General features: G+C 69.6%; 10 protein-coding genes. 4 read left to right on the top strand and 6 right to left on the bottom strand.

Annotated elements, in window-relative coordinates; translation table 11 throughout:
* Positions 1-58 precede the first annotated feature (58 nt).
* Positions 59-1,084, bottom strand: a complete 1,026-nt coding sequence (locus QUG92_RS10895; RefSeq protein ID WP_289459046.1) for a helix-turn-helix domain-containing protein — start codon at positions 1,082-1,084, stop codon at positions 59-61.
* A gap of 790 nt (positions 1,085-1,874) precedes the next feature.
* On the opposite strand from QUG92_RS10895, the gene QUG92_RS10890 reads away from it, so the two are divergent.
* From QUG92_RS10890 to QUG92_RS10880, 3 genes are all read left to right on the top strand, one after another.
* Entirely contained in the window at positions 1,875-3,560 is a 1,686-nt protein-coding gene (locus tag QUG92_RS10890) for an ATP-dependent nuclease (protein ID WP_289459045.1), read from the top strand.
* Entirely contained in the window at positions 3,547-4,650 is a 1,104-nt protein-coding gene (locus QUG92_RS10885) for a UvrD-helicase domain-containing protein (RefSeq protein ID WP_289459044.1), read from the top strand. Before QUG92_RS10890 ends, QUG92_RS10885 begins: the two co-directional genes overlap by 14 nt.
* Before the next feature lie 730 nt (positions 4,651-5,380).
* The gene (locus QUG92_RS10880) at positions 5,381-6,133 is read left to right on the top strand and encodes an ABC transporter permease (RefSeq protein WP_434533046.1); all 753 of its coding nucleotides are present in this window, start codon (positions 5,381-5,383) and stop codon (positions 6,131-6,133) included.
* Between the two features lie 80 nt (positions 6,134-6,213).
* Here QUG92_RS10880 and QUG92_RS10875 read toward each other — a convergent pair whose 3' ends face one another.
* From QUG92_RS10875 to QUG92_RS10855, 5 genes are read right to left on the bottom strand one after another with little or no spacing between them, the layout of a single operon-like run.
* Positions 6,214-7,140, bottom strand: a complete 927-nt coding sequence (locus QUG92_RS10875) for an aminoglycoside phosphotransferase family protein (protein WP_289459042.1) — start codon at positions 7,138-7,140, stop codon at positions 6,214-6,216.
* Between the two features lie 25 nt (positions 7,141-7,165).
* Positions 7,166-8,269, bottom strand: coding sequence for an AI-2E family transporter (locus tag QUG92_RS10870; protein WP_289459040.1), 1,104 nt, complete (start codon positions 8,267-8,269; stop codon positions 7,166-7,168).
* Complete coding sequence (locus tag QUG92_RS10865) at positions 8,266-9,372, bottom strand: Brp/Blh family beta-carotene 15,15'-dioxygenase (protein ID WP_289459039.1); 1,107 nt, start codon at positions 9,370-9,372, stop codon at positions 8,266-8,268. The genes QUG92_RS10870 and QUG92_RS10865 overlap by 4 nt, the downstream gene beginning before the upstream one ends.
* Positions 9,369-10,640, bottom strand: coding sequence for a lycopene cyclase family protein (locus QUG92_RS10860; protein WP_289459038.1), 1,272 nt, complete (start codon positions 10,638-10,640; stop codon positions 9,369-9,371). The genes QUG92_RS10865 and QUG92_RS10860 overlap by 4 nt, the downstream gene beginning before the upstream one ends.
* Entirely contained in the window at positions 10,627-11,541 is a 915-nt protein-coding gene (locus tag QUG92_RS10855) for a bacteriorhodopsin (protein ID WP_289459037.1), read from the bottom strand. The genes QUG92_RS10860 and QUG92_RS10855 overlap by 14 nt, the downstream gene beginning before the upstream one ends.
* A gap of 190 nt (positions 11,542-11,731) precedes the next feature.
* Here QUG92_RS10855 and QUG92_RS10850 point away from each other — a divergent pair, with 190 nt between their 5' ends.
* Positions 11,732-12,373, top strand: coding sequence for a response regulator transcription factor (locus QUG92_RS10850; protein WP_069710973.1), 642 nt, complete (start codon positions 11,732-11,734; stop codon positions 12,371-12,373).
* Positions 12,374-12,381 lie beyond the last annotated feature (8 nt).

The following is a 12,381-nucleotide window of genomic DNA, read 5'->3' as shown; positions in this document are numbered from 1 at the left end:
GGGCTCGCGGGAGCGAGCGCCGACAGGGCGGTGTTGTTGATGACTGAGAACTAGGTCGTCATGCGTGTTCCTCCATGAACGTTGATGAGAACTCCTGTGGAAGCATGTGTGCCTTGCGTGCAAGCTGATCGATCGTTGTTCCGCCGTCGAGGGCGGCGGCGATGGTTCTCATGAGTGCCTGAGGTTGTTCGGTGGGGATCGGGTCTGGTTCGCGACGGTGCATCCCAGAGGTGCTGAGCCGGATGCTCCATTCGCGGTAGGTCCGGTCGTCGATGAGGGCTTCGTCCTGGGCGCGACGGATCAGCGCAGCGAGTGAGATTTTCCAGCGCCGTTTGAGGGGCAACAGCGTCTCCAGGCTCGGGTCTGCTGGCCACTCGACCCGCAGTTTTCGGCCTGGGAGGAGGAACTCGCCGGCGAAGGCGTCCGCTTGGCGTTCCTGCTCGTCGCCGCCGGCGTCGTTGTGCATCACGGCGTGCCCGAGCTCGTGCGCGATCGTGAATCGCTGGCGCTCGGCGGGGACGTGTTCGCCGACGAGGACGACTGGCCGACCTTCGGCCGGCCACGTCGCGATTGCGTCGACCTGCACGGACTCGAGGGGCCACCGCAAGACAGTGACACCCGCAGCTTCGACTGTTGCGATCAGGTCGGAGATCGGGGCCTGGCCGAGCCGCAGTTCGGAGCGGACGTCCTGGGCGACTTCCTGCGGTGTGACGAACCCCTCCTCGAGGTCGTGCCGACGCAGCTCGGAGCGAGCGTGGCCAAGGATCGCGTCCGCGCGTTGCTGCATCAGGGCCGCGTCTGCGGCGATCTTGGTGAGTGCGCCCTTGGGGGTCGACTTCTTCTTTCGGTGGAACACCCGAGCCGGCACGATCGTCGCCCGTGCCTCGAGGAAAGCCTCGACGGGTACACCGAGTGCGTCTGCAACGGCGGCCCAGCGCTCAGGGTCGAGGTCGAGCAGACCGGTTTCGACTTTCGACAGGGTGCCCTGGGACAACCCGGATACCTCCGCGAGAGCAGTCTGCGTCAGACCTCGAGACAGCCTGACCGTCTCGAGGAGTGATGCGCGCGGGGAGAGGTCGTTCATGAAACCAGCATACACCCGGGAACGGAATATTCCGAGCAGTTGCCGATATTCGACGGCCCCAGGGAAGGAGCGCCGGGAGGAGAGGCCCTGTGCGCTCTCCGGGAGCAGGCGGCTACTGAGGCGCCAGGAGAAGCTCCCGGCCTGACGGAAGATTGCGTTGTTGCCGGAGGGGTACCGGGACTCGGCGATGCCCTCAGCAGCTGAAGTGTGGCCGTATCGAATGAAGCTTCGACACAGCCGGTCGAGCCTGGGCGGCACCTGCGCGTACGCAGCGGAACTTGTCCTCCAGCCCCTAAGCGGCGCTGTCCAAGCAGTGATACTTGTCAAAAGCGAGGCCTTGGACAAGTTAGGCTGCGCGTTTGATACGTAATACCCGCAGCCACAACAACTGGGCAGCCTCATGGCGCAACTGCGGACCGTGAGAACATCCCATGGATTGCCACCGTGATGGTGTTCGGCCCACCTACACGCACCGCGGCTTCGTAAGCATCGCCGCTTCCGCGAGCACTAGCCCTTGGGTGATCGCGGTCCGGCAGGCGCCGATGAGGCAAGGTTTGACGAGCGGTGACGGACTCCGCTGGCCGCCGCACCTGCGCACGACGTGGGGCTCTAACGACACCGCCGAGCTCATTACTGCCAATAGGCCTGGGGGCTCGACATGCCTGACACGGTGTCGTCAACGACAGAGCTCGTCCCGTCCGGATCGAGTGACCTTCAGGCATAGGGGGCGGGCTTGGACCGGCGTCGTTTCAATGCCGGCACCTGATCGGCACGGCTACGGGAAGCGTCAGTGGCTGATGCGAAACTGGGCGACGACGCGTCACAGACCGATGTGCCGCCTTATCACCTGGGGATCGTCGTGATCAAACGTGTCCGCATCCGCGGCTACCGGAAGTTTCGTGACCTGGACTTCCTTCCACACCCGACCTTCAACGTGCTCGTCGGTAACAACCAGTCCGGTAAGTCGACGTTGCTCGAAGCGGTCGGACTGGCTATCACCGGCCGAGTGAACGGTCGCCCGGCAAACGAAGAACTAAATCCGCATTGGTTCAACAAGGAACTTGTCGCGACCGCTATTGCCGACCGTGCATCAGGCAAAACGGTGGCCGTGCCTGAAATCCTTGTAGAAGTGACGTTCGACAACAGCGACGAACTTTCGTCGCTCATCGGCGCTGACGACCTCTACGCGCCGACGGGTCACGCCCCCGGCGTCCGAATGCACGTGCACCTGAACGAGGAGTACCGCTCCGAGTTCGAGGCGTACATGGCGGACCCGGGCGCGCGGCTGCTCCCGACGGACTACTTCGTCGCCGACTGGCGATCCTTCCAAGGTGGACCGCTCACCCAACGACCTCGCGCGCTCAGCCTGGCCGTCATCGACGCGCGCACGGTTCGCTCCAGCGCCGGTGTCGACTACCACCTTCGCCAGCTCATCGGCGAGCACCTCACCAGCAGCGAGCAGGTGGCCGTGTCTGCAGCGTTCCGCCAGGTCAAGGAGAACATGGGGGCCGAGCACCTCACCGCACTGAACACTCGGCTTGCGAGCGGAGACGAACTCCTCGACAGGGGACGTGTCTCACTAGCAATGGACCAGTCATCGCGAACGTCCTGGGACAACAATGTCATTCCACACGTCGACGACATCCCGTTCGCCCTAGCCGGCCAGGGGCAGCAGGCGGTAACGAAAATCGTCCTCGCGATGCGACGTCAGGCCGAAGCAGCCGGTGCCGTCATGGTCGAAGAACCCGAGAACCACCTGTCGCACGCAAACCTCAACGTCCTCCTTGATCGGATCGACACGCTCTCCAGCGACGATCAGCAGGTGTTCGTCACCACCCACAGTTCGTTCGTCCTCAACCGACTCGGCGTCGATCGGCTCCGCCTGGTTTCCGACGGCTCCGTTGAAGCGTTCACCGACATGACCGAGGACACCATCAACTACTTCAGGAAACTTCCCGGCTTCGACACGCTCCGTCTCGTCCTCGCGGACCGCCTGGTGCTCGTGGAGGGCCCCTCCGACGAACTCCTCTTCGAACGCTTCTACTGTGACCGCTACGGCCACCGCCCTATCGATGACGGCGTCGACGTGTTCTCGATGCGCGGACTGTCCCAGCGGCGGTTCCTGGAGCTCGCGAAACTCGCGGGCAAGCGGTGCGTCATCATCAGCGACAACGACGGACGCACCGAAGACGAGCTCGAGGCGCTTCGAGATGACCTCGGTGATCTCCTGAACGCGAACCGGAAACTGCTGTTCGGTGCAGTGGACCACGGCCACACTCTCGAACCGCAGATTGCCAGCGTCAACGACGACGCGACGCTCCGCACCCTCCTCGGGCGAACCAACCGGGCCGACTTGAGGACGTGGATGAGCAACAACAAGACCGAAGCGGCCATCAAGATCGTCGATTCACCGACGCAGCTCACAGCCCCGTCCTACTTCGTGGAAGCGATGGAGCACGTCCATGCCCGGTGGTGAACTCGTTCTCGCCGTCGCCGGGTCCCGGAAGACTCAAGGCATCATCGACGAGTGCGTCGCCGCTGCCGCGGGAAAACGTATCCTCGTCGTCACGTACACCACGGTCAACCAGGCCGAGCTTCGGCGACGACTCGCGGAAGCGCATCCCGCGGCGGAGGTCGAGGTGGTCGGCTGGTTCAGGTTCCTCATCGACAACGTCATCCGCCCGTACCTGCCCTTCACCTACCCGGGGCACGCCATCGCCGGGTTCGACCACTCAAGCGAGTATCAGCAAGGTGTCCCGGTCGACGCGCTCCGACGGTACTTCACCTCGAGCGGGTTGCTGCGCGGGGTGCACCTCGCGCACCTTGCAACACGAATGGTCAACGACGCTGACGGCTTACCGCTGCGACGGCTCGAGGCGGTCTTCGATCACATCTACGTCGACGAGGTGCAGGACCTCTCCGGATACGACCTCGAAGTGCTGCTGCTGCTGCTGAAGTGTTCCGTGCCTCTGACAATGGTGGGCGACGTCCGACAAGCGATCCTGTCCACCAGCCCTCAAGAACGCAAGCACCACAAGTTCAAGAATATGGAGATCGTGAAGTGGTTCCGGCAACACGATGGAAAGTCGCTGACCATCACGCACCGGTCCGAGACGTGGCGATGCCGGCCCGAGATCGCCTCGTTCGCGGACGACCTGTTCGCCGGAACGTGGGAGTTCCCGCCGACGGTGTCACGCAACAAGCGGGTCACCGAGCACGACGGGGTCTTCCTCATCCGCACGGAGCATGTTGATGCGTACGTTGAACGGTTCGCACCCCAGCCGTTGCGGTGGAGCGCAGGATCCGCGAAGGCGCACAGCCACCTCAGCTTCATGAACTTTGGTGAGGTGAAGGGCCTCACCCGGAAGCGAGTCCTGATCTTTCCGACGGACCCGATGAAGGCGCTGCTGCAGAAGGGTGCAGCCCTCAAAGACTTGGCGGCAGCGAAGTTGTATGTCGGAGTGACGCGGGCCGAGCAGAGCGTCGCGTTCGTGTTGGACAAGCCTGGGGACTGCACCCATCCGTACTGGTCGCCGTCCGAGGGGCCGCGCGTAAGCGGTGGTTGACGAGAATCTCGTCGCGGTCGCATCCTCCTGGGCTGTAAGCGCCGCTCGACGCTCCGAACGAGTCATTTCTCGGGACGAACTGCGTTGCTCGAAGGGCGCCGCCGCTTGCGGACGGTTAACGTCAGAAGCCAGCGTGCGCGTTTCAGGAGACAGTTAGGCGTCACGTGGGCGGTGGCACTTGGCTCGAGAGGAGACAGGTTAAGGGGTCCCCGACCCAGGAGACACCCCTGTATTCCGACAGATGGGCTGGGGCTGGTCGGGCTGATCGCGTCGGTCGGGCGGGTCGGCTGGCCGGGCGGGTCGCGGTCTGCACAACGGGAGGCACGTCGCGCCACGGGATTCCGTGGTGCGGGGTGCCTCCCGTCGTTCGGCGACGTGTCGCGCCAGGTGTCGGGAAGCCGCCGGGTCGGACGCCGTGCGGGTTCCCGCACGATGCAGGTTGGTCCATGAGCATCCGTCGGTTCGTTGTCGTACCCTCCTCGTGGGGGAGCTGCGCGGACCCGAACCGTCGCCCACGTTCGACGACGAACGAGCCCTCACCGAGACGGCGCCGCCGAGTCGTCCACGCGTGAGGGCGACCGTCACCGACCCGAACGCCGACGGTCGCCCTCGCGCCCCCTCGTCGCCGGCGCCGATCCGTCGGCCGTGCTCGCGGCGCGGCGGACCGCCGACCATGTTGGCCGGGAGGACGATGACGGCGGCGCGCCGGGGTGCGACCGGCGCAAGAGGAGTGCGAGTGACCGGTCACCTGGTGCCCACGCTGTCGGGCGTCCTGCTGCTCATCGGCGTCGCGACGGCGGTGCTCGTTCTGGCGCGGGCCGAGGCGCCGTGGGCACCGGCCCTGGCGATCGTCCGCGGAGCGGCGCAGCTGGCCGTCATCAGCCTCGTGCTGTCCGGGGTGATCCGCTCACCGGCGCTGATCGCGGTCGCACTCCTGGTGATGTTCACGGTCGCGGTCCTCACGGCGGCTCGACGCCTCGGCGGGATCGCCGGCGCCGCCCTGCCGGTCGGGGCGTCGATGGCCGCCGGGATCGTCGTGACCGGGGTCGTCGTGTTCGGCACCGGCGCCATCGAGCTGAGCCCCCGCTACGCCCTCGCGGTGGGCGGCATCGTGATCGGCAACGCCATGACGATCGCGACCATCAGCGGACGCCGGTTCCGCGAGCTCGTGTCCGACCAGTGGGACGAGGTCGAGGGTTGGCTCGCACTCGGGGCCGCACCGCGACGTGCGACCGAGCGCCTGGTGCGCCGAGCGGTCAGCGCGGCGCTCGTGCCGACGGTCGACCAGACCAAGACGACCGGGCTGGTGACCCTGCCCGGCGCCTTCGTCGGTGCGGTGTTCGGCGGGCTGTCCCCGGTCGAGGCGGGTCGGTTCCAGATCGTCGTCCTCGCGGCCATCGCGGCCGCGGGCGCCTGCACGGCGGTGTGCCTCACCCGCTGGCTGGCTCCGGTCACGGTGCGACCGACCGACGTGACCCACTGACGGACGGGAGGCGCGGGGCGGCCGCGCCACGCGCCTCCCGTCCGTCCCTCCGCACCACCGGTGCGCGTGTCCGACCGTTGTCAGCGTGGGGACCGGGCGTCCTCGAGCAGGCCGAGGAGGACCGCCAGGGAGCGGGCAGCGGTCCCGTCGTCGCGGCCGGTGCTGCTCGCGACCGTCGTCAGCGTCTTCCACAGCGCCCAGCCGCGTCCGCGCGTCCACGTGTCGTCGTCCAGCTGCAGGCGGTCGCGGAACACCTGCCGCCCGGCCGGGTCGAAGAGGGTCCAGGCGGCTGCGACGTCGCACGCGGGATCGCCGACGCCGCAGGTGCCGAAGTCGATGACGGCACCGAGCCGGCCGTCCCGCACGAGGAGGTTCCCCGGGGCGAGGTCGCCGTGGAACCAGGTCCGGACGCCGTCCCAGGGCGTCTCGAGTGCGTCCGTCCAGACCGCCCGGGCGAGATCGAGGTCGAGGTCGACCCGACCCCGGAGCGCGTGCAGGGCCTCCGTCGCCAGACCGTCGAAGGTCCGCAGCGGTCCACCGCGGAACCAGTCGTGCAGACCGGGCCCCGGGCCTCCCTCGGGGTCCACGGCGCGCAGGGCGAGGAGGAACCCGGCGAGGTCCTCCGCGAGTCGTCCGGGGTCGGCGACCGGTGCCGTGGCGAGCGGTTCGCCCGCCAGCCACCGGTACACCGACCAGGGGAAGGGGTACCCGGCGTCCGGTCGGCCCGTGGCGACGGGCACCGGGACCGGGAGCGGCAGCTGCGGGGCCAGCCGGGGGAGCCACCGGTGTTCCTTCTCGACCGCCAGCGCGTACGCCGCCGCACTCGGTGTGCGGACCGACAGGGCGTCGCCGAGGCGGAAGGTGTGGTTGTCCCAGCCGTCGTCCGCAACCGGGTGCACGGGCAGGTCGCGCCACTTCGGGAACTGCCGCGCCACGAGCGTCGCGACGAGCTGCGCGTCGACGGGGACGCGCTGCGGGGCGGGTCCGAGGTCGAAGGCTTCGCTCACGGCTGCCAGCATGGCCCCTCCGCCGTCACGCCGCGGGTTCGGCGCTCCGCGGGATCGGCAGGGCGACCTCGACGTCAGGGTCGTCCTGCCGCGCGGCGCGGATCATGGAGTTCGCGGTCGCGGCGAGCGGCACCGCGAAGAACCCGCCCGCGATGCCGCCGATCGTCGTGCCGGCGATCACGGCGAGGAGCACCGCCAACGGGTGGACGGCGACGACCGACCCGGTCAGGAACGGGTGCAGGACCTGCCCCTCCAACTGCTGCACGAGCACGACGACCCCGAGCACGACCAGGGCCACCACCCAGCCCTGGAACACCAGGGCGAGGAGCACCGCGACCGCTCCCGCGGCGAACGCGCCGACCACGGGGATGAACGCCCCGACGAAGACGACCACTCCGATCGGCCCCGCGAGCGGGACCCCGAGCAGGGCGGCGCCGAGGGCGATGCCGATCGCGTCGGTCGCGGCGATGACGACCTGCACGCGGATGAAGTGCGTCAGGGTGGTCCACCCGGCCTCGCCCGCCACCCCGAGTCGGTGGTGTGCGGCCCTCGGGAAGAGCGAGACGACCCACTCCCACATCCGCCGTCCGCCGGTGAGCGCGAAGATCGTGACGAACGTGACGATGAACAGCCCCTCGCCCAGGTGCACCAGGGTGGCGCCGGCGACCACGACCCCGCGCTGCAGGTCGGCAGCGTGCCGCTCGACGAACGTCCGGGCATCGGTCGTCACGGTGTCGAGGTCGACCGACGGCAGCCCCATCGGCGGGTGCCGGAGCAGCTCCTGGACGTTGCCGATGAGCGAGACCGTCCGGTCCTCGAGGCTCGGCAACTGTTCGCTGACGCGCCAGACGACCAGGAACACGAGCAGGGCGACGCCGGCGACCAGCGACAGCAGCGCGAGGACGATCGCGAGCCACTTCGGCACCCCGTGCCGCTGCAGCAGGGCGCTGAAGGGGACGAGCAGCGCGGCGACGACCAGCCCGATGAGCAGGGGGACGACGACGTTGGCCAGGGTGACGGCGATCCACCCGACCAGGCCGACCGCGGCGGCGATCACCAGTACCCGTCCGGCGAAGACGGCACCGGTGCGGAGCCCGGACGGACGAGGGGCGGGGTTCGAGACGGTCACGGGGTGCCCTCCGGGGCTGTGGGAGACGGGACGAGGTCGGACGGCGCCCGGCCCCAGGTGTGCTGGACGCGGTCCATCCAGGTGACGACGACGGTGTGCGGGGTCGTCAGCGCGGCGATGAGCGCGAGGTAGACCCCGAGGTCCGCGCGTCGGACGACGACGGCGAGGACGACGAGGGCCGCGATCGCGATCGTCGTGATCGGCCAGGCCTGCCGCAGGAACCGGAGGAACGGCGCGAGCAGGCGACCGCGGTGCAGCAGCCCGGCGCTGGTCGGGTCGGTGAGCTCGAGGCGGAGGACGTGCCGCACCGCGTGCCACAGCGTGAAGTACAGGCCCACGGCGAGGACCGGCGGTACCACCGCGAAGAAGAGCACCAGGACGGCGTCCTCCGAGAGCTGCCGCCAGCGGGGACCGCCCGCCCGGTGGACGACAGCGGCGTGCAGCAGGACGAGCAGGACCACGAGGACCGCCCCTGCGATCCGGACGCCCGGGGGAACGGTCAGCACCGACGGACCGCTCCCGCCGCCGACGACCGCAGCGGTGTCGACGACGACGTGGAGCGCCGCGTCCGGCTGGACGACGAACGGGACCACCATCGGCACGGCACCGCGCAGGGCCACCGTGAGGACGGACCCGAGCGGACCGGGCGCCCCGTCCCCGAGCAGTCGGTCGACGAACAGGTCGCCCTGCCCCCAGTGGAACCAGGTGATGCCGACGAAGACCGCGAAGCCGAGCAGCGGGGCGACGACCCACAGCGCCGCGGTGAGCGTCCCGACCAGCAGGTAGAGCACGACGACCACGACGACGGACCGCACGGTGCTCGTCCCCGGACGCAGCCGTGCCGGGACGAGGTGGTCGAGGGCGCCGTGCGGCAGTCCGAAGACGAGCACGCTCACGGCGAACGGCACGAGCTGCACGGCCATCGGGACGGCCACGTCCGTCAGGTCGAGCACCGCGCACGTCAGGGCCACCGCGGCGAGGGCCGTGGTGACCGGTGCGAGGACCCGGTCGGTGACCCAGGTCCGCAGTGCGGGCGGGACCGCCGCGTCCGGCGCCACGGCCCTGCTCCGGTCGACGGCCGTCGCCGCCGTCGCCGCCGTCACGGCCGGACCTCGCGCCGGCGCGCGACGGCGTCGGCGAGGGTCCGCACGAGCGCGGCGAGGAACGGACGCTTCTGCAGGGCGAGCACGATCCGGAGGTCGTCCGCCACCGACGAGCGCTCCGACAGGAAGCGCACCACGAGCGGACCGGGGAGCGCGAACAGGCGGCGGAACGCCTCCGCGGCCTGCTCGGGGCGGTCCCGCAGGAACCGGAGGAACACCGCGTCGAGGAAACGCGTGCGGAACCGGTCGGAGAACGCGGGGACGGGTGTGCCGTCGACGAGGTGTCGGGCGACGACCGCACTGTGCCGGTTGCTCCGCGCGAACCCGTAGCCACTGCTGGGACGGGTGGTCCCGGTCACGGCCTCGGCGGCGGCCCAGCGGGCGTCCGACGGCGCGGAGGCGTCCGTCATCGGGATGCACCCGCGTTCCTCGTCGGTCACGTGCCACTCGTCCGCCCGGAGACCCCACCGTCGCGAGACGTAGCGGGCGACGTGGTCCTCGTGGTCGAACGCATCCGCGGGGTCGGGCGTGAACAGCGTGCTCTCCACGAGCGCCTCGGTCGGCGTCACCGGCAGCACGTAGACGAACCGCACGGGACCGCCCGGCTCCTGGCCGCCGAAGTCCATGAGCGTCACCGTCGTCGTGTCGAACACCGGGCGGCTCGTGGTGACCCACCGTCCGACGAAGCGCTGGTGGAGCAGCACCCGACCGGCCGGGACGTCCTTGGGCCACCGGGGTCCGCGGGCGTCGAGGACGCGGCCGGCCCGGACGGGACCGTCGGTGGTGTGCACCACCACGTCCCGGTCGTCGGTCGTGTCGGCGTCGCTGCGTCGGACCGCCGCGACGGGGGTGCCCCGGACGATGCGGACCCGCCCGTCCGAAGCGACACGGGACGCGGCGGCGGCGGACCGGTCGGACGCCCGCACCAGGACGTACGGGTGGTCGGGATCCGAGCCGACGCTCCTCCCGTCCTCGGTCCGGACCTCCCACCGGTCCCACGACGCCGAGCGGGCCTCGGGGAGCGGGTCGGTGCCGTCGTCCCACGAGCACCACGACCGCGGGTCCGGGGTGGCCCGGCCCTCGAGCACCAGGACGGAACGGTCGCCGAGCGCTGCGAGCCGTACGGCTGTCGAGAGCCCCGAGCACCCGCCGCCGACGACGGCCACGTCGACGCGCTCCGGCAGGGTCGTCCGGACCGGACCGGGGGCCGGAGCGACGCGCGCTCCGGCCCCCGGTGTCGTCGTCGTGCCGGTGTCAGCGACGGACACGGCGCTCGCCGCGACCGGACAGCGCGGTGTCGTCCACGGTGACGGTGCCGGGCAGGACGCCGTCCGAGAGCTTCTCGGACGAGATCCAGAGCGCCTCGGGCAGGGTGTCGACGCCGGCACGGACGTCCTCGGCGGAACGGAGCTTGGCGATCTTGTGGATCATCGAGCCGAAGCCGACCTTCGCCACGATGTCCGCGGCCGACAGGACGACCTGCATCCAGGTGATGACCGCACCGCCGTGGCCCCAGCCCTGGAGGCCGAAGACGATCGGGTAGGCGAGCCACGTCACGATGAGCAGGATGCCGGCGTTGCGCAGCGTCGCAGCGGCGGGGGTGCCCGCCAGGTCACGGCCGCCCTTGACGACCACGTAGATCACGAGGACGTACAGGACCACCATGAAGACGCCGGAGATGACGCCCCAGAGCCAGAGCGCACCCGTGTTCGTGCCGGAGTCGACGGCGACGCCGCCGATGAAGCCGGTGCTGATCATCAGGAACGCCGCGGCGATGCCGACGGCGCGGAGACGGCGGGCCGCCGCGCCGGCGAGGGTGGCCACCGCGAGGAGCTCGATCACCAGGAGCGGCACCGTGACGGTCCAGTCGAAGTAGCGCGGCGCCCACGACAGGATCGCGTTCGCGTTCGGCACCCACGAGTCGCCCCGGCGCTCGTAGCCCAGCGCGAACTCGACGACCAGGAGCACGTACGACAGGAAGGCGATGCCGGTGATGGTCATGCCGGCGTACACGCCGGCGCGGTACCGGCCGCTGACCTCGTTGGTCGACACGAGCGACTTCACGAAGAACGCGAAGAGCGCGAGACCGGCGACGGAGAGTGCGTAGACGATGATCGAGTGCTCCGCGAGCGTGAGCGTCGCGTTCCACGGAGCGAGTGCGTCCGACATGTGGGGTCCTTCCGGAGGGGGATGGTGGCGGTTCGTCGCCGACCAGAGAAACTTGCTCCTGGGCAACCATCCCTGTTCCCAGCGGGTGCTCGGATCGGGGTACAGCGGCGTCAGTAGCGTGGTACATCCGAACGAATCAGCGCCATCCGGCGCTCGTCTCACCCCCAGGGGTGGTCCTGAGGGGAACGGAATGTCCGACCGCATCCGCGTGGCCCTGGTCAACGACTACGAGCTCGTGCTGCGTGGGCTGGCGGACATGCTCGCGCCCTTCGCCGACCGGATCGACGTCGTGCAGCTCGACGCTCGACGCCGTGTCACGGTGGACGTCGACGTGGCGCTCTACGACACGTTCGCGCAGCCTGAACCCGATGACGAGGACATCGACCGGCTCGCATCGAACCCGCGCATCCGGACCGTCGCGGTCTTCACGTGGAAGATGGACCAGGACCTCATCGACGCGGCGGTGGCGCGCGGCGCGACCGGGTACTTCGCAAAGAGCTCGACCGCCGAGCACCTCGCCGAGGGGCTCCAGCGGGTCGCTGCCGGCGAGCGCGTGCTCGAGTCGCCCCGACGACGGGTGCCGAGCGGTCCCGGGGTGCGGTGGCCCGGTCGCGCGGAGGGCATCTCGGACCGCCAGTCCGAGATCCTCGCGCTCATCACCCAGGGCAAGCGCAACACGGAGATCGCCGAGCTGACGCACCTCAGCCCGAACACGGTCAAGACCCACATCCGGACGCTCTACAGCAAGATCGGGGCGGAGAACCGGGTCGACGCCGTGCTCTGGGGGACCGAGAACGGGTTCCGGCCGGACCACCGCAGCACCGACCGGTGAGCGTGGTC

The organism is Curtobacterium citri (genome assembly GCF_030362955.1).
Lineage (GTDB): Bacteria > Actinomycetota > Actinomycetes > Actinomycetales > Microbacteriaceae > Curtobacterium > Curtobacterium citri.
This window is presented reverse-complemented; position numbering and strand designations above follow the sequence as displayed.

What these genes read in the sequence shown, in the direction of transcription:
- QUG92_RS10895 (WP_289459046.1), bottom strand. Translation starts at nt 1,084, where the DNA reads ATGAACGACCTCTCCCCGCGCGCATCACTCCTCGAGACGGTCAGGCTG.
- QUG92_RS10885 (WP_289459044.1), top strand. Translation starts at nt 3,547, where the DNA reads ATGCCCGGTGGTGAACTCGTTCTCGCCGTCGCCGGGTCCCGGAAGACT.
- QUG92_RS10855 (WP_289459037.1), bottom strand. Translation starts at nt 11,541, where the DNA reads ATGTCGGACGCACTCGCTCCGTGGAACGCGACGCTCACGCTCGCGGAG.
- QUG92_RS10850 (WP_069710973.1), top strand. Translation starts at nt 11,732, where the DNA reads ATGTCCGACCGCATCCGCGTGGCCCTGGTCAACGACTACGAGCTCGTG.